Source organism: Paenibacillus rigui (assembly GCF_002234615.1).
Taxonomy (GTDB): domain Bacteria; phylum Bacillota; class Bacilli; order Paenibacillales; family NBRC-103111; genus Paenibacillus_S; species Paenibacillus_S rigui.
Window position 1 is genome coordinate 565,744 of the sequence record NZ_NMQW01000002.1, and the last position, 25,994, is coordinate 591,737.

Consider the following 25,994-nt stretch of genomic DNA (forward strand, 5'->3'; position numbering starts at 1 on the left):
AACCTTTCACAGCTTTAGGAAGATTAACTGTACAAACCTAAAGACATTCCATGGAAAAGCGGCTTCGAGGTTCTTTGTTTACACAAACCAAGAAAGGGTGTTTTTAAATGGGTAAAGTAGCACTTACGCTTGTCATTATCGGCGCACTAAACTGGTTGCTAGTCGGATTGTTCGAGTGGGATCTCGTTACGGCACTGCTTGGTGGGGACATTCATCGCGAATCTTCCGGCATCAGCCGAATCGTGTATACATTGGTCGGCCTGTCCGGCTTGTATTGTTTAAAATATTTGTTCATGGACGAATCCAGAGCAAGATAAAGCTGTTTGGAGCTCTGGAGTGTGCGACAAATGCCACAAAAAAGCCCTGCGTTCCAAAACGCAGAGCTTTTTTTTATGATAAAATTTTAGAGTAACCTATGGTTGGACAGCAAAGGAAAGCGGTGTGAACACCTGATGAACCAAACCTTAACCACCCTATACGAAGAAGCCGTGCAATTCATTCGATCCTGTTATGCAGAGCTGGATCGAACCGAGCTTGTAACAGCGCGTCTTGCACAAATAGAACAAGCTATTCATTCAAATGGAACCTACGAACATACATTCGAAGAGCTGGAGCATGGAGCAAGAATGGCTTGGAGAAACAGTAACCGCTGTATCGGCAGGCTGTTCTGGAAATCACTGCAGGTCGTGGATCGGCGTCATCTCCATACGGCCAAAGAGGTTTGCGAAGCTTTATTCCAGCATATCTCGCAAGCTACAAACCATGGCAAGATCGTTCCAACGATCTCCCTATTTGCACCTGAACCTGCTTCTTCATCCGCATCGATTCCCACACCTGCTTCGGCCCCCGTCCGGATATGGAACCATCAGCTGCTCCGTTATGCAGGGTATGAAACAGAAGAAGGCGTTGTTGGAGACCCCGCTTCGCTAAAGCTGACGGAGATCGCACTGCGGCTTGGATGGAAAGGGGCAGGCACACCTTTCGATATTCTTCCGCTGATCATCCAGATCAACGGCGGGGAGCCGGAATGGTTCGAGATCCCTGAGGAGATTGTTCTGCAGGTTCCGCTTCGCCACCCGGAATTCGACTGGTTTGAATCCTTGCAGCTTCGATGGTACGCTGTCCCGATGATCGCGGATATGAAGCTCGAAATCGGAGGCATTTCTTATGTTGCCGCCCCTTTCAACGGCTGGTACATGGAAACCGAGATCGGGGCCCGCAATTTGGCGGATACTTTCCGGTACAATATGCTGCCTGTCATCGCCAAGCAGCTGGGATTAGACACCCATACGAACACGAGCTTGTGGAAAGATAAAGCGCTGATCGAGCTCAATATTGCCGTCTTGCACTCCTTTAAGGAAGCAGGCGTCAGCATTGTCGATCATCATACAGCCGCAGAACAATTCATGCGGTTTGAGAAGAGCGAAGGACAAGCCGGCCGGGATTTGACCGGTGAGTGGAAGTGGCTGATTCCACCGGTTTCACCGGCAACGACCGGTATTTTCCACAAAGGGTACCGCAATGAAATCGTGAAGCCGAATTATTTTCACCAGCAGCCTCCCTACGAATGAGGAGCAGCCCTTCGCTATGACACAAAGAAAAAGACCAAACAGCTATTGAGCTATTTGGTCTTTGATCGACTGCAGTATTTTTTTCTCCAGCCTGGATACCTGCACTTGGGATATCCCCAGTCGGCTGGCTACCTCGGACTGCGTCTGATCGCGGAAATATCGCAAGTAGACGATCAGACGCTCCCTTTCGTTCAAGCTGCCGATCGCCTCGTTCAGCGCCAGCTTCTCGAACCATTTGTCCTGTCCCTCGTCAGCGATTTGATCCATTAAAGTAATCGGATCGCCTTCGTTCTCGAACACGGTCTCATGGATAGAGGACAGCGGCTTGTTTGCCTCCTGGGCAAAAACAACATCCTCGGGCGAAATTTGCAGCTCCTCGGCCACTTCCTTAATGGTCGGCAGACGGCCGTTCCGCTTGGACAGCTCATCCTTCGTCTTGCGAATTTTGTTCGCAAGCTCCTTAAGGGAGCGGCTCACCTTAAGTGTCCCGTCATCCCGTAAAAACCGCTGAATCTCGCCGATAATCATAGGGACCGCATACGTAGAAAATTTTACATCATACGATAGATCGAACTTATCCACTGATTTCAACAATCCGATGCAGCCAATCTGAAACAGGTCCTCCGCTTCATAACCCCGGTTCAGGAAACGCTGCACAACAGACCACACCAAACGGATATTGCAGTTCACCAGGGTTTCTCTGGCGAGCGCATCTCCGGACTGGCTTAAAGCAATGAGCCGCTTGACTTCCGTATCATCCAAATAGCTATGGGAGGCATGCTTCAAATCGACATCCATAAGAATCGACCCCTAATTGAATAAAGCTTTTTTAGATTCAATTCGCTTTTTCATTTTGATTTTTGTACCGATCCCGACAGCCGTCGAAACTTCGATCTCATCCATGAAATTTTCCATGATCGTAAAGCCCATCCCTGAACGTTCCAGCTCCGGTTTGGAGGTGAACAGCGGCTGCTTCGCCAGCTCCAGATCGTCAATACCCTCGCCCTGATCCTCAACCGTCAGGTAAATGGTATCTCCGTCCATTTCGGCGACAATCGTCACAATCCCGTCCGGCCGATTGTTGTAACCATGGATAATCGCATTCGTTACCGCCTCGGAAACAACCGTCTTCAAGTCCGTCAGCTCATCAAGGGTCGGATCCAGCTGAGATACGAAAGCTGCCACTGTCACCCGGGCAAAGCCCTCGTTCTCTGAACGGCTGGCAAACTCGAGCTTCATAAAATTTCGCTCACTCATGATACAACCTCCAGACTGGTAAGAGCTTGTCTTTCGTTATCTTGAATGGACAAAATTTTGAAGAGCCCCGACATTTCGAACAAGCGGTATACCGACGGATTCACGTCACAGACAACCATTTTCCCGCCCCGGGCCGTAATTTGCTTGTATCGTCCAAGAATGACGCCCAAGCCGGAGCTGTCCATGAAGGACAATTCTTTCAAGCTGAGGACGATATGGGTGGTGTTGCCCTTCATCAAGGCTTCCTCCATCCGCGTCTTCACAGCATCGGCCGTATGATGGTCCAGCTCGCCCTTCAGTCGGACGATTAAGGCTTTGCGATGATGCTCCAGTTCGATATGCAGACTCAAGCTGCTCACTCCTTCCCTTTCATGCACACTCATTTCTACACGGGATTTGCCATTTCCTGCCTCCCGACAAAACTAGAAGAAATGCGCTAGAATCAGAAGAAATGCGACAACGGACGCTGTTTTAGTCGATAAAGAACAATTTCTTGGCCGTCCGCTTCGTCAAAGTCCACCAGCCTGCTTTTTTCACATCGACAGGCGCCTCCAGAGGGAACTCCTTCAGCATTTGATCCCCTTTATACACGACGATTTTGCCGATCGGCTGACCTGCTGCGACAGGCGCTTTGATATCCGGGTTAAGCTGAACTTCGTGGCGGATGCCTGCTCCCTCTTCGCCCTTTTTCAATAAAATGCCGTATTGATGCTTCGCTGTCAGAGGAATGACCGGCTGCTCGCCCTTGCTGATCTTGAGCTCACCCAACGCATCACCGGTTTTATAGATCGGATAATTCGTATATTGAGCGAACGCATAGTCGAACAGACTGGACACTTCCGCATTGCGCGTCTTCGTATCCGGCTCACCCATCACTACACTGATCACACGAAAATTATCGCGCTTTGCCGTCGCCGACAAACAAAATTTCGCTTCGCTCGTATAGCCTGTTTTCAGCCCGTCCGCTCCGCTATAGAAACGAACCAGTTTGTTGGTATTGACGAGCCAAAACGGCTTAGGCGTATCTTTACGCAGGTAATCCTGGTATGTTCCGGTAAATTTCGTAATTTCCTCATGCTTCAGAAGCTCCTGGGACATCAGTGCAATGTCATAGGCTGAGGAGTAATGTCCATCCGCAGGTAGTCCGTTCGGATTGGCAAAATGCGTGTTTTTCATCCCTAGCTGCTGTGCACGGTCATTCATCTGCTGTACAAAGGCTTTCTCCGAGCCGGCCAGCTTCTCCGCCATCGCAACGGATGCATCATTGCCGGACGCCATGGCGATTCCTTTGAGCATATCCTGAACCGTCATTTCTTCTCCGGGCTCAAGGAAGATTTGCGATCCGCCCATCGAAGCGGCATATTCACTTGTACGAACCTTATCATCCATCTTAAGCTTGCCTTGGTCCAACGCTTCCATCACGAGAAGCATCGTCATAATTTTGGTAATACTGGCCGGAGGCAGCTTGGCATCCTTATTTTTCTCAAATATAACGGTACCTGTGTCCGCATCAATAATGACCGCAGAAGTTGCATTCGGTGCCATATCCACCGTGGGTTCCGAGGCCTTCTTCTCTTCCGCGAACACCGCCGGAACGAGTATTGCAGTGATAAGCTGGATAGATATGCATAGCTTTACGACTTTATTGAGCATAGCTGTTCTTTCCCCTCCAAAATAAGTTAGTTTCCTGCTTATCAGTTTGGACGAATTCATTGGAAAATATTCCATTTCAGGCGATAAAAAGAAAAAAGCCGAAGGGCTATTTGCCCTCCGACTCATTGAAACTTCTTTTGAACCACTTATTACAGCAAAAATTCTAAAGCATTTGAACGCCTTGCTTGGAAACAACAGCATACACCAGCTTGGCTTTGGGCACTTCGCTGGAGCTGAATGTGAAGGCATCCCGGATGCGCTGTGTCATTTCTTCCGTAAACATAGGCTCGTTGCGGTTCATATGCATTTCCGCCAAGGCTTCCCCGGCTTGTACGCGGTCACCGACCTTCTTCTTCAGCACGATGCCGACCGCGAGATCAATCCGGTCCTCTTTCGTCGCTCTGCCAGCGCCCAGCATCATCGCAGTCAAGCCTAGCGACTCCGCATCGATATGGGATACAATGCCATCCTCCGGTGCAGCAACCGGAACCTGATACGAAGCCGTTGGAAGCAGCTCAGGCTGATCCACCATCGACTCATTGCCGCCCTGCGCAGTGATCAGCTGTTTCAGCTTCTCCGTGCCGTAACCTTCCTTCAGAAGCCGTTCCGCCAAGCCTCTGGCTTCTTCATAGGTTTGGGCCTTTCCTCCTAGCCGGATCATATGAGATCCTAGCGTCAAGCATAGCTCCAGCAAGTCATCCGGGCCCTGACCCTTCAAGGTTTCAATGGCCTCGCGCACCTCGAGTGCGTTCCCGATGGCCAGACCAAGCGGCTCATCCATATTGGTGATCACAGCTACCGTCTCGCGGCCGACCTGCTCTCCGATCTCCACCATCGCCTTTGCAAGCTGAATGGATTCGTCAAGGGATTTCATGAAGGCTCCACTACCGGTCTTCACATCCAATACGATGGCATCCGCCCCTGAGGCAATCTTCTTGCTCATGATGGAGCTTGCAATCAATGGAATCGATTCGACTGTAGCTGTAACATCTCTAAGCCCGTACAGCTTCTTGTCCGCAGGCGTCATATTGCCGGATTGACCGATGACCGATACGCCGATTCGACGGACCTGCTCAAGAAATTGCTCCTTCGTCAGCTCCACCTGAAACCCCGTCAGCGCCTCTAATTTATCTATCGTTCCACCTGTATGGCCTAATCCTCTGCCGGACATCTTCGCAACGGGAACACCTGCCGCAGCCACAAGCGGTCCCAAAATAAGCGTTGTCGTATCCCCTACGCCACCCGTGCTGTGTTTGTCCACCTTAATGCCCGGGATAGAGCTCAAATCCGCTTGATCTCCCGAACGAGCCATCGACATCGTTAAATCCGCAGTTTCCCTGGCTGTCATCCCATTGAAATAAACAGCCATCGCCCATGCGGACATCTGATAGTCCGGTATATGCCCGTTACTGTAGCCTTGAACGAGAAACTCAATCTCTTCGGTCGACAACGTTTCCCGGTCCCGCTTCTTCTGAATGATGTCAACTGTTCTCATTGTGAACCTCCTCATCAAGGTTAATCATCTGCATCGCATGTTTTGTCCTATGTACCTCTTACCATCATTTCTATTAAATTTTAACATAACCTTCCGAATGGGCCAACTCAACCAAGCATAACCGGCTTCGCCATCTTTCAGGATGGCATGCGCTTGTCAAGGCAGACGAAGGCTGTCAAGCTTATACATTCCTAGCTGCGCAAAAAACCTGCCGAGCATGCCCGGCAGGCGATCGAAGCTTATATTCCATGGTTTCGTTAACCCTGTATCCGCTTCGCGTTCATTCTTATTATTGAACTACCAGCTTTGTTTTCATTTCAGCATGCCCTGGTCCGCAAGGCAGTACGCAGTGTACTTCATAAGTTCCCGGTTTATCAAAGGTCACTTCTGCAGACTTGTTCGTACCATCCAGCTTAACGTTCAAGCCTACGATCTCCATAGCGTGCAAGCCTTCTTTGTTTTGGAACGAAACCGATACTTTCTCGCCAGCTTTCACTGTATATTCAGGCTTGTCGAATTGATAGTTCGAAGCCACGAATTTCAATTGAGGTCCGGCATGTGCTTCTTTGGCCATCTCGGCTTGACGCACACTAATATTTTGGAACAGCACTCCTGCGCCCAACAAACAGGCAACGATGAACAAACTAAACATGATCCACTTTTGCATTGGAAAAATCCCCCTTACAGTTTTACCATCAGACGTATAGCTTCATTGTACATAATCATGCAGACTTTACCTATTCCTTTTCAGGGTGTTCCGGTGAAAAATTTGTGACAATTTTGTCCACAGTTCGTTTCCTAAGCCATTTTATCATAACTTCACAAAAAACAAAAATCCCCTTAACATGATCCGCGCTAAGGAGATCCCACTCTATATGTTACTATCGATCGAGCCGGCTGCGATATCCGATTCCTATGGCATACACCTTGGAGTCTTTTGTTTGAAGCTCACGGATGTCCCGAGTCAAGCGGGTACTGCAAGCAAAACATAATTTTTGATGCTTAATGGGGTCACCGCAGCTATCGCATGGATATGTTAAATTCGGATAATCATTAATAGAGAGGCGCTTAGCCTTAATCCAACTGAATATTTGCCGAACAGATACGCCGGTTGCAGATGATAATTGCTCCGTCGTAGCTCTGCGATGGGTACGTAAATAGGCGTAGCACTCATCGTATTCATTCTCCAAAACTCGGATGCAATCCATGCACAGATTACGCAGGTTCTTCTGGTATACCTTACCACAGCAAGGACAATTGGCCACTGCCAGAATACTCATGCTTATCACGTCCAGTTCGATGATTAGTTCCTTGTGCCTAATTATAACACGAGATGTTCTAGTTTGTAAGACCCATCACTTAAAGTTCTGTTAGGAATATCACATTTCTGCTTTAGTAACGCTGTTCTTTATGTATATGAACTTCCCCTGTAATCCAGACTAAGAAATGATGGAGGTGAAAGTCATGTCTGACAAACAGCAAGGTCATGCCAACCAAAACACCACAACTCGCACAAGTGATAAAGGTTCCAAAAAATCATCGAAGTAAACGCCAAAAAGACTGCCCTCTCCCTTCAGGAGTTGGGCAGTCTTTTCGGTTCGTGTCGGAAAATCCGCCTTACGACGCCAATGTTACATTCCGCACAAACGTACGTACCAGCTCAATAAACAATGGCTTCGTCCGATTCGCAACCTCGACAACCTGCTCATGTGTGAGCGGCTCCAGTTCTTCGCCTATGGCCATATCCGTGATACAAGAAATGCCAAGCACTTTAACTCCGCAATGTCTGGCCGCGATCACTTCTCCGACAGTGGACATGCCGACGGCATCGCCCCCCAATCCAGCCAGCATCGTCAGCTCAGAGGGAGGAAGATAACTAGGTCCGCTAATCCCGCTATATACGCCCTCCTGAAGACGAATAACACTTCCGGCTCGCTGCATGGCTTGTGCGATATCCTTGGCCATCGTCCGGTATTCGTGGCTATAGCACTCGGACATATCGGGGAAACGGACGCCAAGCCCGGGATCATTCACACCAATTAATGGATTATCCCCGGTCAGATTCAGATGGTCGCTTATCAGCATCAGATCTCCCGCCTGAAACGCACGGTTCATGCCCCCGGCCGCATTCGTAATCACCATGGCTTGCACACCCAGCCCCTTCATCACATAAACAGGGAGGACCACTTTTTTCATCGAGTAGCCTTCGTAATAATGAAACCGCCCCTGCATTGCAATGACTTGCTTGCCTTCCAAAGTACCGATAACGAATTGCCCTTCATGCCCCTCGACGGTGGACACAGGGAAATGCGGGATTTCATCGTATGGGATGATGACAGGCTGCTCCACCTGCTTCGCCATATCGCCGAGCCCCGAACCGAGAATCAGCCCGATTTGAGGGACAAAGCCCTCAAGCTTCTCCCGTATGTATTGAACCGCTTCTTGTAACTGGTGCTTGGAATGGATATCCAACTTTACCCGCTCCCCTTTCGTCCATGCCTGCTGCCATACACTCTCCCTAAATAAGGGAAGGCTTTCTCTTCAGCAGATGCTAGCCTAATTTTGCAACAATACCGAGAATCAGCTTCAAAAATTTCGGTTTCACGCGCTCGGTCGTTTCCATGACTTCCTCATGGGACAATGGCTGATCCAAAATACCCGCAGCCATATTGCTGATACAAGAAAAGCCTAATACTTGCATTCCCGCGTGGCGGGCGACGATAACCTCGGCTACGGTGGACATCCCAACGGCATCCGCCCCTAACGTGCGCATCATACGAATTTCAGCAGGGGTTTCATACGAAGGACCGAGCAGACCGATATAAACGCCCTCCTGCAGCTTCACTCCCTGCTCGGCAGCTACATCTTTGGCGACCTGGCGCAGCTTGCGGCTGTAGGCCTCTGACATATCAGGGAAACGTACCCCAAGCTCATTGAAGTTCGGACCGATGAGCGGGTTGCGGAAGGTAAAGTTAATGTGATCCTTGATCAGCATCAAGTCGCCTACCTCATAGGAGGTGTTCACACCGCCCGCTGCATTGGTTACCAGCAGCGTATGAACCCCCAGCTCCTTCATTACCCGTACCGGGAAGGATACGACTTCTACGCCATACCCCTCATACATGTGAAAGCGGCCTTTCATCAGCAGCACGTGCTTGCCTTGAATCGTACCCAGCAGCAGTTCTCCTGCATGGCCTTCCACGGTTGACACCGGAAAATGCGGGATGCTGTCGTAGGTGATCACTTTTGCGTTCTCCACCAAGTCGGCAATAACCCCCAAGCCGGAGCCGAGGATCAAACCGATTTCCGGAGCGGTTGGATACTGTTCTTTTATGTAGGCAGCCGCCTCTTGAATTTTGGTTAATAAGTTCTTGTTTTCCATCGAATCATGTCCTCCTTCATCAAATAAAGCCAATATTTATTGAAGCTGCTGTAAAAAGCTGACTCCATTGCCTGTAGAGGCGGTGCCGAAATTATCAGCAACCGTAGCACCGATATCTGCAAAAGTAGCCCGCACCCCAAGATTGCCCGGCGCGGTCAGTCCCGGGCTGTACACAAGCAGCGGCACATACTCCCGCGTATGATCCGTACCCGGATGGATAGGATCATTCCCATGATCTGCGGTCAGAATGAGAAGATCCTCGGGTCCCAGCTGCTCCATCAGCTTGGGAAGCCATTGATCAAACTCCTCCAACGCCTTGGCATAGCCCGCAGGATCGCGGCGGTGACCGTATAAGGAATCGAAATCGACGAGATTCGTAAACAACAAGCCTGTAAAGGATTGCTCCAATTGCTCGATCGTCGCCTGAATCCCGTCCAGATTGCTCTTGGTCGGACGAGATTTCGTTACCCCTTCGCCCGAATAAATATCGTTGATTTTACCGATTGCGATACTATCCAGCCCCGCTGCCTTCAAATGATTCATAACAGTGGGCTCGGGCGGCTTGACCGCGTAATCGTGACGGTTCGGCGTCCGTTTGAACGCCCCGGGCTCGCCCACATAAGGTCTCGCAATAACACGTCCGACTGCATAAGGCTCCTCCAGCGTAAGCTTGCGTGCGATTTCGCATGCTCGATACAGCTCGTCGAGCGGAATGATCTCTTCATGTGCAGCCAGCTGAAACACACTGTCGGCGGAGGTATAAACGATCCAGGCTCCCGTCTTCATCTGCTCTTCTCCGAGCTCATCCAAGATCTCCGTACCGGAAGCCGGTTTATTCCCTATGACCTTACGTCCTGTTTCTTGTTCAAAGCGTTCTATTAGCTCCTGGGGAAAACCATCGGGAAACACATTGAAAGGAATCGTCACCTTGAGTCCCATAATTTCCCAGTGCCCAGTCATTGTATCTTTTCCGACCGATACCTCCGCCATTTTTCCATAAAATGCAAGCGGATCGCTGACCGCACTGATTTTATCGAGCGGTGCAATATTGCCCAGCCCCAGCCGCTGCATATGCGGAAGTGAAAATGAAGCATTCGATTCGGCAATATGGCCCAGCGTATGCGCGCCGGCGTCACCGAAGGAGGGAGCATCAGGAAGCTCGCCAATACCTACGCTGTCCAGAACGATTAAGCAAATGCGTTTGAATTTCAAGAACGTGCACCTCCTGTGAATACATCCATCTTTTGCTATTATCGCAAAAGCTTCTTAGGTTTGCAAAGGGTCCCGCACCTTCTGCTCCAGACCTTTCCCAGCCGGAGCCGATACGAGGTAACCCGCCAGCGAGGTCTGGCGAAGATGCTCGATCGCGTTCAGCGGAAGGTTTATTCGCCAATAAGATTTTGGATATAGTAAAAAAAGCTCGTCCGAGCAATCAAGACCAGCTTTTGGGGAGCTTAATCAAGCTCTAAATCTATGTATTAGACTTCCTTCAGTGTACGACTAACGTTTGGCTCTGGGGTGCGCCCGGTCATACACTTCCTTCATCTTGCTTCGGGTCAACTGCGTATAAATTTGTGTAGTAGAAATATCCGCGTGCCCCAGCATTTCCTGTACCGACCTGAGATCCGCACCGTTCTCGAGCAAATGGGCTGCAAAAGAATGGCGCAGCGTATGCGGCGTAATTTCCTTCACAATTTGCGTTTCCGACGCGTACCTTTTAATAATTTTCCAGAAGCCTTGCCGGGTAATCCTCGTACCCAGATGGTTCACGAACAACGCCGCTTCCGATTTGGACTGCTTCAACAGCTTAGGGCGCATGACCTCGATGTACGTACCGACAATTTCGGAGGCAATAGCGCCAAGCGGAATGATGCGTTCCTTCGCCCCTTTGCCCGTACAGCGAATAAATCCCATCGTCGGATTCACATGCTCCACATCCAAAGAAATAAGCTCGGAGACACGTATCCCTGTTGCGTACAGCACCTCGAGCATGGCCTTGTCCCGCATTCCGTTAGGCACAGAGGTCTGCGGCGCTTCAAGGAGAGATTCTACCTCCTGAATTGTCAGCACCTTGGGCAGCCGCTTCTCCAGCTTCGGCGCCTCCAATTGGACGGTCGGGTCCTGATCCAGCATGCGCTCACGGACTAAATACTGGTAAAATGCGCGTAAGGAAACGATCGTACGGGATTGTGTCGCCGCCGCTCGTCCAAGCTGCCTCATATGATGAAGGTAGTTTGATATTTGTAATTTTTTCGTTTCCTGAAGCGAGGCGGTTCCGGTGCTTTCCAAATAGTCAATATATTGTGAGACATCCCTTTGATAGGAGTCTAACGTATTTTGGGCAAGTCCCCGCTCGTCGGACAAAAAATGGATAAATGAATGCAGTTCCTTTTTCATGCTGATTTCCCTTTCTATGTCTATCGCCCGATTCCTAGTAAAAGCAATCCATAGGTAAATTCAACATAAAGTAGTAGAATCCTGCTTATCTCACTAAAACGTTTATTCCCCTAACCAGTAAAACAGCTTTAGCCGCTCCCCCATCGGCCCTTCATCCGTCAAGGAAACATGATTTTGAAACACTTTTACCGCTTTGCCTGTCGGCTCCTTATAGCGCGGCGCGGGCTCAATCCAGCCTGTCAGCAGGACAAGCATATGGTATAAAGCATAGGTGAACAGAACAAACACCAGCATAAATTTCATTCGCTCGATCCATTTCCGAACGTGAAAGATCATAGCCAATCCCTCCTCTAGGATAAGCTATGATCCGAGATTTCGTTTTATGAAGGTTTTCAACCGCTTTTGCCGTCTTCTAAAGTCAAAAGCGAATCCAATGAAGCATACGGCATGCCTAAGCCTTCAGCTACCGCCGCATGGGTCACATGACCTTGATACGTATTCACCCCAGGCCTCAGCTCGGGATGCCTCCTCATCGCTTGAAGGAGCCCTTTATCCGCAAGCTCCACCGCATAGGACAAGGTCATATTCGTCAAAGCAAGCGTGGACGTGCGTGGCACCGCTCCAGGCATATTCGCCACCGCATAATGAATGACGCCATGCTTCACGTAGATCGGATCGCTGTGGGTTGTCACCCGGTCCACCGTTTCAATCGATCCGCCTTGATCCACTGCAACATCCACGATGACGGCTCCCGGCTTCATCTGCTTGACCATATCCTCGCTTACCAATTTAGGCGCTCTCGCACCGGGAATGAGAACGGCGCCGATAAGCAGGTCGGCTTTTTGAACAGCGCTTGCGATATTGTACCGATTGGACATCAAGGTTCGGATGCGTCCGTGGAATACATCATCCAAATAGCGCAGTCTGTCAGCACTGCGGTCGATGATGACAACGTTGGCTCCAAGACCTAAAGCCATCTTGGCCGCATTGGTACCGACGATGCCCCCTCCGATAATGATGACGTCCGCTGGCGGTACCCCTGGCACCCCGCCTAACAGAATGCCTCTGCCGCCATAAAATCGTTCCAAATACTGCGCTCCGACCTGGACCGACATCCGTCCGGCCACCTCGCTCATCGGAGTCAGCAGCGGCAGGCTGCCGCCGGCAAGCTGTATCGTTTCATAGGCGATACCGGTAATCTTGCTGCTGACCATCGCCTCGGCTAGCTTGGGCTCAGCGGCCAGATGCAAGTACGTGAACAGGGTCAGGCTTTCGCGGAAGTAGCCGTACTCGGACGGCAGCGGTTCCTTGACCTTCATGACGAGGTTCGCCTGCCCCCACACCTCAGCCGCATCCGCAAGGATGCTTGCCCCTTCCTTCTCATAATCCTGATCCGAGAAGCCGCTTCCTTCTCCCGCCCCCTCCTGAACAATCACTTTATGCCCTGACTGGGTCAGCATGCCTGCCCCGCCAGGAGTTAACGCAACGCGGTTTTCGTTATTTTTGATTTCTTTCGGAATTCCAATCATTTGGCTGGCCATCCTGTCCGCCTCCCTATTTCATTCATATGAAAAAAGACTGCTGCTGGTTCATTCTATTTTCACCCAACAGCACAATCTCTAACCGCTTTTTGCCATCGCATTGCACGTCTTGGAACTGCTGGCTGAGCATGGTATACTGGAAACTGGCTAGAAGCTGAGCAACCAGTTCCTGGTTAAAGGCCGAGGGACTGGTAAGGAAAGATCGAAGGGAGCAGCTATGAAAAAAATAGGGACCGAAATCCGCAGCTGGGTTACTTCTATTGTCATCGCTTTTGGCTGCGCATTATTAATCGGCGTATTCGTTATTCAGCCGACCAAGGTATCAGGTCATTCCATGGACCCGACACTGCATGACACCCAGCGTATCTTTATTTCCAAGCTGTCACATACGTTCCGGTACGAGCCGAAATACGGCGATATTGTGATTGTAGACAGTCGGGTAGACAGAGCGCGCAGCTTTTTGGATGATTTGGAGGAACACCCGTTGATCTCCTTGTTCAAGGGAGGAGACGACCGGATCGTTTATGTGAAAAGAGTCATCGGTAAACCTGGGGATGTACTGGAGTTTAAGAATCATAAAGTGTACCGGAATGGCGAAGCACTGGATGAGCCTTACTTGAATGAACCGATGAATTATACTTCACCTGATAAGGTGACCGTCCCTGCAGGCCATTTTTTTGTGATGGGGGATAACCGCAACAACAGCAAGGACAGCCGTAATATCGGTACCGTCCCGCTGGATCACATCCTTGGCATCAAGATGTAAGAACAGCAAAAAACCTTCTCCTTGTTCTCTTCTATTGAAGAATTGACAAGCAGAAGGTTTTCTTTGATTTTATTGATTGTTTTTATCATTTTTGTCAATGCAGCGGTGACAGATCCCTTGAAAATCAAGGCGATGGTCCAGTACCTTGAAGCGAAATTCGCTTTCCAGCCTTTCCTCCAATGGAGTCAGCCAGTCTTCCATAATTTCATCCACGGCACCGCACTGCACACAGATCAAATGATGATGATGGTGATGAGTGCTGTCATTGCGCAAATCATATCGGGCTACGCCGTCCCCGAAATTCATTTTCTCCAAAACGTGAAGCTCGCTAAGTAGTTCAAGCGTCCGGTATACCGTGGCAAGACCAATCTCGGGAGCTTTGTCCTTCACCAGCATGAAGACATCCTCCGCGCTTAAATGATCCTCTTCATTCTCCAGCAATACGCGGACGGTAGCTTCCCGCTGAGGAGTCAACTTATAGCCTTGTGATTGCAGCTGCTGTTTTATTTTTTCAATGCGAGATTCCATGCTACTCCCCCTACGGGTTTTGCACCAATGCAAAACCTGCTACGTAAGCCTGCGCCCAGATTTGCACAGCAAACGGTCTGCTGGGCTTCATCTTACATTATAGGTTGAGGTTGCCCGGAAAGTCAAACATTTAAGAAGACATCGTTACCAGCATCGGTGTGACCCACTTCATCATCACTGGAGAAATATGCGCTTCAAACAAGGCGACTCCGGCCAGCAGAACCCCCGAGACAAGGATCGTGGCCGAATACCGCATGAACGGCTCATAGAACGCGCCTTTACGGGTCATGAAACGGTGCTTCACCATATGGATGGAGAAGGCCATGGCGGTGACGCTGCAGATTAATAGAGCAGGAATAATAATGAGATTTTGGGGAGCCACCGATACCAAGGCGAATAAGAGGCCTTTCCACGACAGCTGACCGACAAGGTAGCCGACAGTAAATCCGATCAGTACCCCCTTCAGAAAATCAAGCACAAGAATCAGCGGAAGACCGATAACGGACATGCCGAGAATCCAAATGATGAGAATCCACTTGATATGCATCGCGAAGGACTGCTGAAACGAGGCGTTCGTCTCCATAAAGCCGCCCTGATCCACAGACGAAAAAAAGTTCCCCAAATAACGCATAATTTCCTGCTTTTGCTCCAAGGAGAGCGCATTGACCATAACCGCTCCAAAAATGACGCCTGTAATGAAAATGACGCTTACGAATAAATAGAGCGACAGGTTTTCCTTCACATACAGCTGTAACGACTGGTTACGATTCATGCTGCTTATCCTCCCTCACCCCTTGCACGATTAGTACAAGCATATGAGAAATTAAAGCAGGATATGACCACAACGTTATTTTCCAGCATCACTACTGCTTGAAGCCCTTTATTTCCCTGTCACTTTGCCGTATTTTCCGCCGCCGCCTACTTGAAGCTGCAGCTTGTCCTCACGGGCTTGAACGATATAGTCAGCAATCTCGGTACCAACGGACCGGATCAGGTCCTCATTCGGAACACGATGAAGCAGGTTCATTTCGGTACCGAATTCGTCCAGCAGCTTATTCAGCTTCTGCGGTCCAAGACCAGGGATATATTCAAGCGGGATTTGATAAAAATAGGGCGGCCGGTCCGCGGGTACATAAGGTGCCTCGAGCGGCCGGTCCGCAATATCAAGAATGCGGTCGAGGACACCGCGAACAATTTTTTTGCTGCCGCAGTATAAGCACCGTTCTACTGTTGTCTCCGCTTCTTCCAGCAGGGAGCTGCAGGCAGCACAGTACGTCCGGTGATATTTGCCAAGACGCGGATTCAGGCCGTAATTGGCAAGGACGGAGCGTCCCTGCTGCCCGGCCAATGCGAGGCGGAGCTCTTCAAAGCTCGGCGCTGCCAGCTGGAGCTTATTGTACTCGCGTCCGATCTTGGGCAGCGAGTGTGCGTCCGAGTTCGTCAAAAACGTGTACCGGTCCAGCTCCGAAATATACCCTGCCATTTCCGAATCCGCACTCAGCCCAAGCTCCACTGCGGCTACTTGATCCAGATCCAGCAGATCCGACATTCGGTCGGAGCAGCTTCCGTAGACGCTTTTGTGCGGGGTGAAAATATGTGCCGGGACGAGGAAGCCTCCCCTGCCGATGACCTCCTGCTGCAGCACCTTGGCAGGAACATAGATGCGCTGGGAGCTGAGCCCGACATTTTTCATATGCTTGCTCATCCATTCGGTAAACCGCTCCATGACATCAAGTGTAGGGAGATAGGCCAATAAATGAGCTGTCCCCAGGCCGGGGTCGCGGACCTCAATCTCGCTTCCCAGAATCACGGTGGTCTGATGGTACCGGATGCCGCCGCCCTCCAGCTCCTGCATCTCGCCGCGGTCCAGATACCTGCGCATATCCGATTGTACCGACGGGGCATGGCAATCGATAATACCTACGATGTCCATACCCTTTCGTTCGGAAGCTTCATGAGCAATATTGTAAAAAGTGAGATTGTTCGCTGCGCTAATCTTGACTGCCTGCCCTTCTTCACTTCGCCCAATATGAATATGCAAATCCGCGTAAAACGACCGCAAATCCATTGTTAAAAGCTCCCTGTCAGCTTATACGCCTGCCAGGCATAGACGGCTGTAATCGTTTTGGCGTCGCTGATCCGCTGCTCACGAATGTACTGCTGAGCCTCCTCCAGGCTCAAGCTTTCGCATTCGAGGAATTCATCCTCGTCCAGCTTGACGGTACCTTTCGTCAAATCCTGAGCGACATATAAGTGTAATATCTCATCCGCGAAGCCCGGAGATGTATAAAACGAGCAGATTTTCTCTATCGAACCGCAGCGGTAGCCGGTTTCTTCCTCCAGCTCCCTTTTCGCTGCATCCAGCGGATCCTCTCCGGCGTCCAGCTTGCCGGCCGGAATTTCAACCTGGCTTTTCTCCAGCGGCTTGCGGTACTGCTCTACGACGAGCATGCGGTCATTGAGCAAGGCTAATACCGCGACAGCGCCGGGATGCTTGACGATTTCACGGGTCGCCGTCTCACCGTTCGGGAGCCGGACCGTATCCACTTGAAGTGAAATGACGCGGCCTTGAAAAACAGGTTGGGTGGACAAGGTGATTTCTTCGAATTTATTACGGTTAATATGGGTCAATGGGGGTTCCTCCTAAGAGTTTTCCTTTAGGAAAACTGACTTCGTAAGCATGAGCAAAGCTTTCCATTGGAAAGCTGGCATCGTAAGCATTTGCTGAGTTTTCCTTTAGGAAAACTGACTTCGTAAGCATGAGCATAACAATGGAAAAACGGATTCATAAGGCATAAACTCCGCCTTCTCTGGGAAAACTGGCAGCATATGCGTACTTGGCATAACTATGCTCTATTATACCATATCCGCTATGTTCATAGCTTTTCATGACATAACCTGTCCCGAATACGCATAAGGTGTTACAAATCAGGTTTGCGTACAAAAAGGAGCGAGAAGTCTATGAAAACTTATATGACGGAAAATCAAATTCGATTGGTCGGGCGCGTGTGGGAAATTCGTCACTATTTAAAAATGGCTCAGCAGCGGCTGACGACAGACGTTCGACTACTGCAATTTTTATCCGAGCAAACCGGCCACAATCATCATCAGCAGCAGCCAAGCCGCGGATTGTGGCTGGATGGCTCTTTCTCTCAAGCGAACACTTCTGAAGAAATGAACACCCCGCCAGCAGAAGCTGTGTCTACCCTTCATGACAAAGAGACTGCCAAGCATTCCAGGCTTCATCTGCTGCAGCCCCAATTCCAGCCAGGCAGCACGGATCCTCGTGTAATTCCCTTCCCATTGAATAAATGGGCTCAGGATATGCTGCAAGAGCTTGATCCCACTCCTCAGCCTTAAGCGGTTCATGCCAACGCAGCTGGTGACGGGCTTCGATACCCGCCTCGCAAATCTGCTTATGTAATCTTTGCATCCATACGCCCGACAGCTTCGGCAGGGGGACACAAGCTTCAGCAAGCGCAACCTTGCTTAACACAGTTAAAGCATGATGACTGAGTCCCTGATGCCGTTCACGCAGATCGGTGAAGCTCATGCGCGGGATCAGGATCGGCTTTCCGTGCAATGCTGCGGCTGCGTTGATCAATTCCCCTGTTTCGATGCCGCTGAAACCAAGCAGAGTGCCTGTGCCTACACTGCCGGGGCCCATAAGCACGACTGCGATATCCGCCTGCAGAACGTGCTTGGCTGCAAGCAGCGCGGTATATTTATTGACCGTCTCTAGATCTCCGCCATACGCGTGTCCGTAAGTTACGGTACCCGCCAACCAGTCCAAACGTTTCAATAAACGCACATGCCTGCTGAATGACAAGGGCAAAGCAGCACCATCTGTCATAATATATGCCACTTTGCATTTTTTACCCTGCTTTTGTTCAAGCTGTCGAAGACGGCACAGAACAGCCGGCAGCATACTGTGAAGCTCTCCTATAAGCACCGGCAATCCTTCGAGGCTCAAATGTTCAAGAAATAGCGGGTGATAATCGCTTGCCGCCTCTTCCGCAGCCAATACGGACCTCTGCAAGGGCGTATACCGCATTTTCATAATATGGCCAGAGGTATTCTCGTCCCGAATGTCGTATTCAGCATACGAGACAGGGGAAGCACTGTTAGAGGAGGGTATAATGGAATGAATGAAATGATACCCCCCGGTACCCAGCCTCAAAGATGCTGCAGTGGTATTAACGAGCACTTGATCTCCCGGGGATAAGCTTGCTTTCATCCCTTCCTCGCAATAATATATAGCTTTACCGTTAGAGCCATCCGCAAGCTCGACAAGCGTCTCTTGTACACCCTGCTCCGGTTCGGCCGCTTCCGTTACGATTCCAATGCTCCACCTCATCATAGGTCCCCACCTCTATTCTTAGCCGATCGGACACGACTCTCTTCCTCTCAATGTATGAGCCTTGGGCTGCTGCTATGAACTGACACATACCCCGCCCCAGAAAAAGAAAAAGACCGCCCGCACGAGTGCAGACGATCTTCAATGAAAAAACCTCTATCGAAGCCTTACGAAAATAAGCGACCGCGTTCAGCGACAGGTTTTATCGCCAACTATAATTTTCACATCTGATGCCCTCGAAAGCTTATCTGGCGTGGGCTTGGTAAGAAACGCAGCTTATGCTCCTGCCGCTTCTTTCACAATCTCAACGACAACTTCAGCTACCTTGACTAAATCCTTGATGGCAATGTGCTCTTCTGTCGTGTGAATTTTTTGATAGCCTACGGCCAAGTTCACGGTAGGGACACCTAAGCCGTTAAATACGTTGGCATCGCTGCCTCCGCCGGAATGAAACGTTTTTGGCGTGCACCCGGCTTTTTTTAGAGCAGCGACAGCTAATTTGACGACCGGCGCTTCATCATCGAACATAAATGCCGGATAGATGAGTTCACTCCCGAACTCCATCTTCGCACCCATTTCCTGTGCGGCTTCCTGACATGCCTTTCTCATGGCCTCAACCTGACGGTCCAACTTTTCCTGCACGATACTGCGGGCTTCCGCTTCCAGCTCGACCCGGTCGACCACAATATTGGTCGCACCGTTCACTCCCCCTGCAAAACGGCCGATGTTGGCAGTCGTTTCCTTGTCGATGCGGCCGAGCGGCATTTTGGCTACCGCTTTGCTGGCGACAGTAATTGCGCTGACCCCCGCTTCAGGGTTCACACCCGCATGAGCGGAACGGCCTGTAAAGGCGATATGAATTTTGGACTGCGTAGGTGCGGCTACGGCAATATCGCCGATTTGCCCGTTGGAATCAAGGGCATAGCCGAATTCAGCCTGGAGCCACTTGGCGTCCATAGCACGGGAGCCTTTCAAACCGGATTCTTCGCCGGCCGTAATGATGAATTGAATCGGGCCGTGAGCGATATTTTGCTCCTTCAGCACCCGGATCGCTTCGAACATAGCAGCCAAGCCCGCTTTGTCGTCGCTGCCCAGAATCGTCGTCCCGTCGCTGCGGATGACTCCGTCCTCCCCAATCTGCGGTTTAATGCCTTTACCCGGCGTTACCGTATCCATATGGGAGGTGAAAAAGATTCCAGGCACCTTCGCGTCCTTCGTAGCCGCCAAGGTGCAGATCAGGTTGCCGGACCCGTGACCCGTCACGGCGGCCGTGTCGTCTTCTTCTACCGTCAAGCCGAGCGCCGTAAACTTTTGCTTCAATACTTGACTGATTTCCTGCTCAAAGCGCGTCTCGCTATCCACCTGCACCAATTCGATAAATTCCGCAACTAATCGTTTTTCCTGAATCATCTCTTTCCTCCTGTACATGCTTTAAGTTAAAATAGTACTATTCGTATTGCCCAAAGAGGAGTTGAAACCGAATGCGCAACAGGCTCATATTCAAAATTATTATTTACACGATGATCGCATGCATGCTGCTTTCGACGCTATTATTTACCGTCAACCTGTTTATTTAGTACAGCTTTGTCTCTTGATTGTAGGATTCCAGATTCTCCTTCACCCGCTGCAGGAACCGGCCGCAAATGACGCCGTCCAGTATACGGTGATCAAGGGACAAGCAGATGTTAGCCATGGAACGAACAGCAATCATATCTTGGATCACAACAGGCTTCTTCACGATCGACTCGAACGTAAGAATGGCTGCCTGAGGGTAGTTAATAATCGGATAGGACAAGATCGAACCGAAGGAGCCGGTATTGTTCACCGTGAACGTACCGCCCTGCAAATCTTGAAGCGACAGCTTGCCGGCTCTGGCCTTACGGGAGAATTCATCGATTTCCCGGGCCAAGCCGGCAATGTTTTTTTGATCGGCCTTTTTGATAACCGGTGTTGTGACCGAGTCTTCCGTACCTACGGCAAGGGAAATATTAATATCCCGTTTCACGATAATTTTATCTACCGCCCAAACCGAGTTCATGATCGGATAGTCTTTAATCGCGCTAACGACAGCTTTCATCATGAAGGAAAGGTAAGTCAGGTTAATGCCTTCCTGGCGCTTGAACTCGTCCTTCAGCTTATTGCGTAAATGAACCAGGTTTGTTACGTCCACCTCAATCATCGTCCAGGCATGAGGAATTTCGGAAACACTCTGACGCATATTGCGGGCAATCGCGCTGCGGATTGGAGTTACATCAATCAAATATTCTCCGCGGCCCTCCAGCTGCTGCCCCTCCACCTCGATATTCGGGATCGGAGGGTTCTCGGACAGGTGAATACCGGAAGAACGTACAGGTCCTTTGGAAGGCGCTGCGACAAAAATATCATTGTCCAACACTGCCGGGGCTGTCTGTTGAATCAGACCGCTTGCTGCAGGCGCCGGTGTCTGCTGCGTTGACGCCGCACGCTGCTGCTTTCCTGATGCCGCGTAGGCTTCAATGTCTTTACGCGTTATTCTTCCGCCCAGTCCGGTCCCTTGCACATCCTCCAGACGGATCCCATGCTCTCCTGCCTGCTTAAGCACGGATGGAGAGTAACGGCTCCGCATCCCTTGATCTGAAGATAATGCATCGCTGCCTGTATTGGCCGCCTTTTGAATGCCGGCCTGCGCTTCGTTTACCTGAACGCCTCCGGACACCGTTTCCTCGATGACACAAATTGCCTCTCCTACGGCCGCCGTATATCCTTCCTCTGCCAGAAGCCGAACCAATCTTCCCGAGACCGGCGACGGCATCTCGGTGTTCACCTTATCCGTAATCAGTTCGCATAATACATCGTACTGCTCTATGTAATCACCCGGTTGCTTGAGCCATTTGCCAATCGTTGCCGAAACGAGACTTTCCGCCAGATGCGGAACCGTCACCTCGGTCTCCCGTGTGTTTTGAGTCATGCCTGTATTTCCTCCTCATCTTCAAAGAAATGAAGCGCCTTACGGACCCGACCGGCAGGCAGTGTAACTGCCCCGTATCCGCCGTAAGGCACCTCTCGTCAGCTACTGTAAAGCTTCTTTAGAACAACGCCAGCTGTCTCATGGCGTCCTTGATTTTATCCGAGTTCAGCAGGAAAAACTTCTCCATCGGAGGGTTCATCCCTACCGCAGGCACATCCGGAGCACATAAGCGCATAATTGGCGCATCCAGGTCAAAAAGCATTTCTTCGGCGATAATTGCCGACACCTCTGCGCCGACACCGCCTGTCTTATTATCCTCGTGGATGATAAGCACCTTGCTGGTTTTGGCCGCGGCCTCGAGAATTGCATCCTTATCCAGCGGTTGAATCGTACGGAGATCGAGAATATGTACGCTGATTCCCTCTTCTTTAGCCAGCTCCTCCGCCGCCTGAAGCGCGTATTGTACCGTGATGCCATACGAAATGACGGTAATATCATCGCCTTGCCGCTTTACGTCCGCCTTGCCGATTTCGACAAGCACTTCGCCCTCCGGCACTTCACCGGTAACGCCAAGATAACACTTTTTATGCTCAAAATAAAGCACGGGGTCCGCATCGCGAATCGCCGCTTTCATTAAACCTTTAGCATCGTAAGGATTGGACGGCGCGACAATCTTAAGACCCGGTGTCCCGAAGAACACGGATTCCGGACATTGCGAGTGATACAGCGCGCCTCCGCCTGTTGCTCCGTAAGGAGCACGGATAACAACCGGGCAGTTCCAGTCATTGTTGGAGCGATAGCGGATACGGGCTGCTTCGCTAATGATCTGATTCGTCGCCGGAAAAATAAAATCTGCGAACTGCATCTCAGCGATCGGCTTCATGCCGTACATCGCCGCACCGATAGCTACACCGGCGATAGCGGATTCTGCAAGCGGCGTATCCATGACTCGTTCTTCGCCGAACTTGTCACGCAGCCCCTTTGTCGCGTTCAGCACGCCTCCCTTACCGACGTCCTCTCCAAGGACGAATACGTTCTCGTCCCGCTCCATTTCCTCCGCCATTGCCGAGCGAATGGCTTCCAAATACGTAATGACCGCCATTACCTTACCTCCCCTTCGTTTCCGTACACATGAAGTAAAGTATCCTCCGGCAGCGGATACGGCGCTTGATCAGCATACTGGGTAGCATCATTGACTTCCTGCTTGATTCGCTCTAGCAGCTCGGCTTCCTGTTCGTCGCTCCATAGACCGCAATCTACCAAATACTGCCGGTATTTCGGAATCCCGTCCTTCGCCTTGTTCTCCTCCACTTCTTCCTTCGTACGATAAAGCATATCGTCATCCGATGTGGAGTGAGGAGAAATACGGTACATCATAGCTTCGATCAACGTCGGGCCTTCTCCACGAATCGCACGCTCACGAGCTTCCTTCATCACGCGGTAAACCTCAAGCGCATCATTGCCGTCCACTCGAATCCCTGGAAAACCATAACCGTTCGCACGCTCGGCAATGCTTCCCGAGATTTGTTTATGTAAGGGAACGGAGATCGCATATTGGTTATTTTCACACATAAGAATGACAGGCAGCTTGTGAACGCCTGCAAAGTTACAGCCCTCATGGAAGTCGCCCTGATTGCTAGAGCCTTCCCCGAAAGTGGCGAACGTGACGAAGGCCTGCTTCTTCATCTTCGCAGCCAAAGCAATCCCCACGGCATGCGGCACCTGGGTAGTTACAGGACTGGAGCCGGTGACGATATTCAGCTTCTTATGGCTGAAATGTCCAGGCATTTGGCGTCCCCCGCTGTTCGGGTCCTCCGCTTTTGCAAAGACCGACAGCATCAGCTCTCTCATTGTCATGCCAACGGAGAGAACAAAGCCATAATCACGGTAGTAAGGAAAAAAGTAGTCCTTCTTCTTCTCCAATGCAAAGGCAGCGGCAACCTGTGCCACCTCCTGACCGATGCCGGACACGTGAAATCCGATTTTGCCGGAGCGCTGCAGCAAAAATCCCCTTTCGTCAAACTTTCTAGCCTTTTGCATGTATGTGTACATTTCAACAGCCTGTTCGTCAGACAAACCAAGCTTGCGATGTTTCATTAGCTGGCCAATGGACATGGGTTTAACCCCCTTCATTTGATACATACCAGGATTTAATACTAGGTACTAATACTTGCCCCTATAAGTATATTATAAACTGAATTAAAAATGAACACAATTTTTGCATTGACGGATCGATTAAATGCCGATAGCACGGCCATCGATTGCAAGCATCGCCTCACCTAACGCTTCCGACAAGGTCGGGTGCGGATGAATAGCCTGTCCTACTTCCCAAGGCGTGGCGTCCAGCAGCTGGGCCAATGCCGCCTCCGAGATGTAATCCGTTACGTGGGCTCCTATCATATGGACTCCAAGGATATCATTCGTTTTCTTATCCGCTATAACCTTCACGAAGCCGTCCGCCTCTCCGTGCACCAATGCTTTACCGATCGCTGTAAAAGGAACCCGTCCCACGACGACGTCATGCCCCGCATCCTTGGCCTGCTGCTCGGTCTGCCCCAGTGAGGCAGCCTCAGGTCTTGTATAGACGCATCGAGGCACTTGATGGGCATTGAACGTATGTGGGTGGAGTCCGCTTGCATGCTCAACGGCAATAATGCCTTCATGTCCTGCGACATGGGCAAGCTGGAGTCCGCCGTTCACATCGCCGATAGCATAAATATGGGAAACGTTTGTCTGCATGAATTCATTCACTCGGATGACCCCGTTTTCGATTTTCACATCCGTATTTTCCAGCAAACCGATACCTTCGACATTGGCCTGACGTCCTACGGAAACCAGCACTTTGTCCGCCATAAGCGATTTCTGCTCGCCTTTATGCTCCAGATTCAGCTGTACACGACCTTCTGTGATGTTCACCGTCTCCGGAAGCACCAACGCACCCGTTAATACCTCAACGCCTCTCTTTTTCAACAGACGCTCCATTTCTTTCGAAATATCCGCATCTTCTGTCGGCAGCAGACGAGGAGCATATTCGACGATCGTTACTTTGACCCCAAAATCATGAAGCATCGACGCCCATTCCACACCGATCACGCCACCGCCGATGATAACCATCGATTCAGGCAGTTCTTCAAGCTCAAGCGCATGATCCGAATTCAAAATATACCGTCCGTCCGTCTCTAGACCCGGGAGATTTCTTGGTCGCGAGCCTGTGGCGATAATAAGCTTGTCCGGGACGAGGGTAACAATTTCATCATCCGACAGCTCCACGGAAACCTGGCCGGATCGGGGGGAGAATATGGACGGGGAAAGAAGTCTTCCATTGCCATAAAACACTGCAATTTTATGTTTACTCATCAAATATTGAATGCCTCTATGTAATTGCTCGACAACACCGAGCTTGCGGGATTGTACTTTGGAAAAATTCAATTGTACGGATGCCGTTTCAACACCAAACCGGTCACCGTCCAACGTATTGGCATAAACCTCTGCGCTTCGCAGCAGCGCCTTACTCGGGATACATCCGCGGTGCAGGCAGGTTCCACCCAGTTTATCGCGTTCCACGATCGCTACCGTTTTTCCTAATTGGGCAGCGCGAATGGCGGCAATATACCCGCCTGTCCCTCCGCCGAGAACGACGATGTCAAATGCTTGGGTCATGTCAGTAAACCTCCTAAAATCTATGATTCTTTTATTGTAACCCTAATACGTGTGATAAATATAGTACAATTTACGAAACATACATGAAAAAATAGCGCAGTTATGGTACCTTAAAAGTACAAAGTAAGTTTACGCAGAAAGAGGATAAGGGGTTCCAAAACATGAAAGCTACGTTCTATCGGTTTATCGCTATGATGATGCTGGTCATTCCCGGTATTATGGCCACTTACGGTTTTTTATCGATGAAGGATGCGCTGTTTGCGCAATTCGGTGAAGGGGATACCCATGTATTATGGGGCAAATTCACCCTCGGCGCGGTGCTGTTCCTGCTTGGCGTCGCCTTCATCGGAGGCTGGACGTTTTTCCGTGACCGCAAACGCAACTATGTCGCTCCCCGCTTTAAAGCCAAACGCAAACGGAGCTAAGCGGCAAATCATTTA

At 50.4% G+C, this 25,994-nt stretch carries 27 protein-coding genes and 1 pseudogene; 6 read left to right on the forward strand and 22 right to left on the reverse strand.

From position 1 onward, the window contains the following. The first annotated feature begins 107 nt into the window (after positions 1 to 107). The gene (locus CF651_RS03285) at positions 108 to 317 is read left to right on the forward strand and encodes a DUF378 domain-containing protein (RefSeq protein ID WP_094013373.1); all 210 of its coding nucleotides are present in this window, start codon (positions 108 to 110) and stop codon (positions 315 to 317) included. A gap of 135 nt (positions 318 to 452) precedes the next feature. Continuing rightward, positions 453 to 1,571 carry a nitric oxide synthase oxygenase gene (locus tag CF651_RS03290; protein WP_094013374.1) on the forward strand — a complete coding sequence of 373 codons (1,119 nt, stop codon included), beginning with the start codon at positions 453 to 455 and terminating at the stop codon, positions 1,569 to 1,571. A gap of 42 nt (positions 1,572 to 1,613) precedes the next feature. Here CF651_RS03290 and sigF read toward each other — a convergent pair whose 3' ends face one another. The 12 genes from sigF to ald all read right to left on the reverse strand — a co-directional run bounded on the left by sigF (position 1,614) and on the right by ald (position 13,296). Beyond that, entirely contained in the window at positions 1,614 to 2,369 is a 756-nt protein-coding gene (sigF, locus tag CF651_RS03295) for an RNA polymerase sporulation sigma factor SigF (RefSeq protein ID WP_094013375.1), read from the reverse strand. 12 nt (positions 2,370 to 2,381) lie between these two features. Beyond that, positions 2,382 to 2,828 (reverse strand): anti-sigma F factor, encoded by a 447-nt coding sequence (spoIIAB, locus tag CF651_RS03300; RefSeq protein ID WP_094013376.1) that lies wholly within the window; start codon positions 2,826 to 2,828, stop codon positions 2,382 to 2,384. Beyond that, positions 2,825 to 3,178 carry an anti-sigma F factor antagonist gene (gene spoIIAA / locus CF651_RS03305; protein ID WP_094013535.1) on the reverse strand — a complete coding sequence of 118 codons (354 nt, stop codon included), beginning with the start codon at positions 3,176 to 3,178 and terminating at the stop codon, positions 2,825 to 2,827. Before spoIIAA ends, spoIIAB begins: the two co-directional genes overlap by 4 nt. A gap of 121 nt (positions 3,179 to 3,299) precedes the next feature. After that, complete coding sequence (locus CF651_RS03310; RefSeq protein ID WP_094013377.1) at positions 3,300 to 4,481, reverse strand: D-alanyl-D-alanine carboxypeptidase family protein; 1,182 nt, start codon at positions 4,479 to 4,481, stop codon at positions 3,300 to 3,302. A gap of 163 nt (positions 4,482 to 4,644) precedes the next feature. Further along, positions 4,645 to 5,976 carry a pyrimidine-nucleoside phosphorylase gene (locus CF651_RS03315; RefSeq protein ID WP_094013378.1) on the reverse strand — a complete coding sequence of 444 codons (1,332 nt, stop codon included), beginning with the start codon at positions 5,974 to 5,976 and terminating at the stop codon, positions 4,645 to 4,647. A 289-nt stretch (positions 5,977 to 6,265) separates the two neighbouring features. Then, positions 6,266 to 6,643: a cupredoxin domain-containing protein gene (locus CF651_RS03320; RefSeq protein ID WP_094013379.1), complete on the reverse strand. Its 378-nt coding sequence runs from the start codon at positions 6,641 to 6,643 to the stop codon at positions 6,266 to 6,268. 950 nt (positions 6,644 to 7,593) lie between these two features. Beyond that, the gene (locus CF651_RS03330) at positions 7,594 to 8,448 is read right to left on the reverse strand and encodes a purine-nucleoside phosphorylase (RefSeq protein WP_094013381.1); all 855 of its coding nucleotides are present in this window, start codon (positions 8,446 to 8,448) and stop codon (positions 7,594 to 7,596) included. A gap of 79 nt (positions 8,449 to 8,527) precedes the next feature. Continuing rightward, positions 8,528 to 9,358: a purine-nucleoside phosphorylase gene (locus CF651_RS03335; protein WP_094013382.1), complete on the reverse strand. Its 831-nt coding sequence runs from the start codon at positions 9,356 to 9,358 to the stop codon at positions 8,528 to 8,530. Between the two features lie 36 nt (positions 9,359 to 9,394). Beyond that, on the reverse strand, positions 9,395 to 10,570 hold the full coding sequence (gene deoB, locus CF651_RS03340) for a phosphopentomutase (RefSeq protein ID WP_094013383.1): 1,176 nt from the start codon (positions 10,568 to 10,570) through the stop codon (positions 9,395 to 9,397). A gap of 288 nt (positions 10,571 to 10,858) precedes the next feature. Further along, entirely contained in the window at positions 10,859 to 11,755 is an 897-nt protein-coding gene (gene xerD / locus CF651_RS03345; RefSeq protein WP_094013384.1) for a site-specific tyrosine recombinase XerD, read from the reverse strand. A 102-nt stretch (positions 11,756 to 11,857) separates the two neighbouring features. Then, entirely contained in the window at positions 11,858 to 12,091 is a 234-nt protein-coding gene (locus CF651_RS03350) for a DUF4227 family protein (RefSeq protein ID WP_094013385.1), read from the reverse strand. 56 nt (positions 12,092 to 12,147) lie between these two features. After that, positions 12,148 to 13,296, reverse strand: a complete 1,149-nt coding sequence (gene ald, locus CF651_RS03355; RefSeq protein WP_245855652.1) for an alanine dehydrogenase — start codon at positions 13,294 to 13,296, stop codon at positions 12,148 to 12,150. A gap of 217 nt (positions 13,297 to 13,513) precedes the next feature. Between ald and lepB the strand changes: the two genes are divergently transcribed. Then, complete coding sequence (gene lepB / locus CF651_RS03360; RefSeq protein ID WP_094013386.1) at positions 13,514 to 14,062, forward strand: signal peptidase I; 549 nt, start codon at positions 13,514 to 13,516, stop codon at positions 14,060 to 14,062. A 69-nt stretch (positions 14,063 to 14,131) separates the two neighbouring features. Here the strand turns inward: lepB and fur are convergent, their stop codons facing one another. From fur to CF651_RS03380, 4 genes are all read right to left on the reverse strand, one after another. Further along, complete coding sequence (gene fur, locus CF651_RS03365; protein WP_094013387.1) at positions 14,132 to 14,590, reverse strand: ferric iron uptake transcriptional regulator; 459 nt, start codon at positions 14,588 to 14,590, stop codon at positions 14,132 to 14,134. Between the two features lie 130 nt (positions 14,591 to 14,720). Then, the gene (gene spoIIM / locus CF651_RS03370) at positions 14,721 to 15,362 is read right to left on the reverse strand and encodes a stage II sporulation protein M (protein ID WP_094013388.1); all 642 of its coding nucleotides are present in this window, start codon (positions 15,360 to 15,362) and stop codon (positions 14,721 to 14,723) included. 108 nt (positions 15,363 to 15,470) lie between these two features. Beyond that, entirely contained in the window at positions 15,471 to 16,658 is a 1,188-nt protein-coding gene (locus CF651_RS03375) for an endonuclease Q family protein (protein ID WP_094013389.1), read from the reverse strand. A gap of 2 nt (positions 16,659 to 16,660) precedes the next feature. Further along, a complete protein-coding gene (locus tag CF651_RS03380) occupies positions 16,661 to 17,221 on the reverse strand; it encodes an NUDIX domain-containing protein (RefSeq protein ID WP_094013390.1) in 561 nt (186 codons plus the stop codon). 342 nt (positions 17,222 to 17,563) lie between these two features. Here CF651_RS03380 and mciZ point away from each other — a divergent pair. After that, positions 17,564 to 17,620: pseudogene (gene mciZ, locus CF651_RS33095) on the forward strand (Z-ring formation inhibitor MciZ); the annotation flags it as partial. A 172-nt stretch (positions 17,621 to 17,792) separates the two neighbouring features. On the opposite strand, the gene CF651_RS32725 reads toward mciZ, so the two are convergent. After that, a complete protein-coding gene (locus CF651_RS32725; protein ID WP_094013392.1) occupies positions 17,793 to 18,950 on the reverse strand; it encodes a DUF3866 family protein in 1,158 nt (385 codons plus the stop codon). Between the two features lie 273 nt (positions 18,951 to 19,223). Continuing rightward, a complete protein-coding gene (locus tag CF651_RS03395; RefSeq protein WP_094013393.1) occupies positions 19,224 to 20,357 on the reverse strand; it encodes a M20/M25/M40 family metallo-hydrolase in 1,134 nt (377 codons plus the stop codon). Positions 20,358 to 20,428: 71 nt separating this feature from the next. On the opposite strand from CF651_RS03395, the gene prli42 reads away from it, so the two are divergent. Next, positions 20,429 to 20,524 carry a stressosome-associated protein Prli42 gene (prli42, locus tag CF651_RS32150; RefSeq protein ID WP_179232660.1) on the forward strand — a complete coding sequence of 32 codons (96 nt, stop codon included), beginning with the start codon at positions 20,429 to 20,431 and terminating at the stop codon, positions 20,522 to 20,524. Here prli42 and CF651_RS03400 read toward each other — a convergent pair. The 4 genes from CF651_RS03400 to lpdA form a co-directional block, all read right to left on the reverse strand. Next, positions 20,521 to 21,894, reverse strand: coding sequence for a dihydrolipoamide acetyltransferase family protein (locus CF651_RS03400; protein WP_094013394.1), 1,374 nt, complete (start codon positions 21,892 to 21,894; stop codon positions 20,521 to 20,523). The genes prli42 and CF651_RS03400 overlap by 4 nt on opposite strands. Positions 21,895 to 22,012: 118 nt before the next feature. Continuing rightward, a complete protein-coding gene (locus tag CF651_RS03405; protein WP_094013395.1) occupies positions 22,013 to 22,996 on the reverse strand; it encodes an alpha-ketoacid dehydrogenase subunit beta in 984 nt (327 codons plus the stop codon). Continuing rightward, positions 22,996 to 24,009: a thiamine pyrophosphate-dependent dehydrogenase E1 component subunit alpha gene (locus tag CF651_RS03410; protein ID WP_094013396.1), complete on the reverse strand. Its 1,014-nt coding sequence runs from the start codon at positions 24,007 to 24,009 to the stop codon at positions 22,996 to 22,998. The genes CF651_RS03405 and CF651_RS03410 overlap by 1 nt, the downstream gene beginning before the upstream one ends. Before the next feature lie 120 nt (positions 24,010 to 24,129). Continuing rightward, the gene (gene lpdA, locus CF651_RS03415; RefSeq protein WP_094013397.1) at positions 24,130 to 25,554 is read right to left on the reverse strand and encodes a dihydrolipoyl dehydrogenase; all 1,425 of its coding nucleotides are present in this window, start codon (positions 25,552 to 25,554) and stop codon (positions 24,130 to 24,132) included. Between the two features lie 161 nt (positions 25,555 to 25,715). Between lpdA and CF651_RS03420 the strand changes: the two genes are divergently transcribed. After that, a complete protein-coding gene (locus CF651_RS03420; RefSeq protein WP_094013398.1) occupies positions 25,716 to 25,979 on the forward strand; it encodes a DUF2627 domain-containing protein in 264 nt (87 codons plus the stop codon). Positions 25,980 to 25,994 lie beyond the last annotated feature (15 nt).

Coding starts and splice junctions, on each gene's coding strand:
- CF651_RS03350 (WP_094013385.1), bottom strand. CDS start 12,091: ATGATCTTTCACGTTCGGAAATGGATCGAGCGAATGAAATTTATGCTG.
- CF651_RS03410 (WP_094013396.1), bottom strand. CDS start 24,009: ATGTCCATTGGCCAGCTAATGAAACATCGCAAGCTTGGTTTGTCTGAC.
- CF651_RS03395 (WP_094013393.1), bottom strand. CDS start 20,357: ATGATTCAGGAAAAACGATTAGTTGCGGAATTTATCGAATTGGTGCAG.
- CF651_RS03335 (WP_094013382.1), bottom strand. CDS start 9,358: ATGGAAAACAAGAACTTATTAACCAAAATTCAAGAGGCGGCTGCCTAC.
- fur (WP_094013387.1), bottom strand. CDS start 14,590: ATGGAATCTCGCATTGAAAAAATAAAACAGCAGCTGCAATCACAAGGC.
- CF651_RS03400 (WP_094013394.1), bottom strand. CDS start 21,894: ATGACTCAAAACACACGGGAGACCGAGGTGACGGTTCCGCATCTGGCG.
- lpdA (WP_094013397.1), bottom strand. CDS start 25,554: ATGACCCAAGCATTTGACATCGTCGTTCTCGGCGGAGGGACAGGCGGG.
- CF651_RS03310 (WP_094013377.1), bottom strand. CDS start 4,481: ATGCTCAATAAAGTCGTAAAGCTATGCATATCTATCCAGCTTATCACT.
- spoIIAB (WP_094013376.1), bottom strand. CDS start 2,828: ATGAGTGAGCGAAATTTTATGAAGCTCGAGTTTGCCAGCCGTTCAGAG.
- prli42 (WP_179232660.1), top strand. CDS start 20,429: ATGCGCAACAGGCTCATATTCAAAATTATTATTTACACGATGATCGCA.
- CF651_RS03320 (WP_094013379.1), bottom strand. CDS start 6,643: ATGCAAAAGTGGATCATGTTTAGTTTGTTCATCGTTGCCTGTTTGTTG.
- ald (WP_245855652.1), bottom strand. CDS start 13,296: ATGGCCAGCCAAATGATTGGAATTCCGAAAGAAATCAAAAATAACGAA.
- CF651_RS03315 (WP_094013378.1), bottom strand. CDS start 5,976: ATGAGAACAGTTGACATCATTCAGAAGAAGCGGGACCGGGAAACGTTG.
- spoIIM (WP_094013388.1), bottom strand. CDS start 15,362: ATGAATCGTAACCAGTCGTTACAGCTGTATGTGAAGGAAAACCTGTCG.
- CF651_RS03420 (WP_094013398.1), top strand. CDS start 25,716: ATGAAAGCTACGTTCTATCGGTTTATCGCTATGATGATGCTGGTCATT.
- CF651_RS03405 (WP_094013395.1), bottom strand. CDS start 22,996: ATGGCGGTCATTACGTATTTGGAAGCCATTCGCTCGGCAATGGCGGAG.
- CF651_RS03285 (WP_094013373.1), top strand. CDS start 108: ATGGGTAAAGTAGCACTTACGCTTGTCATTATCGGCGCACTAAACTGG.
- xerD (WP_094013384.1), bottom strand. CDS start 11,755: ATGAAAAAGGAACTGCATTCATTTATCCATTTTTTGTCCGACGAGCGG.
- CF651_RS03375 (WP_094013389.1), bottom strand. CDS start 16,658: ATGGATTTGCGGTCGTTTTACGCGGATTTGCATATTCATATTGGGCGA.
- CF651_RS32725 (WP_094013392.1), bottom strand. CDS start 18,950: ATGATGAGGTGGAGCATTGGAATCGTAACGGAAGCGGCCGAACCGGAG.
- sigF (WP_094013375.1), bottom strand. CDS start 2,369: ATGGATGTCGATTTGAAGCATGCCTCCCATAGCTATTTGGATGATACG.
- CF651_RS03290 (WP_094013374.1), top strand. CDS start 453: ATGAACCAAACCTTAACCACCCTATACGAAGAAGCCGTGCAATTCATT.
- lepB (WP_094013386.1), top strand. CDS start 13,514: ATGAAAAAAATAGGGACCGAAATCCGCAGCTGGGTTACTTCTATTGTC.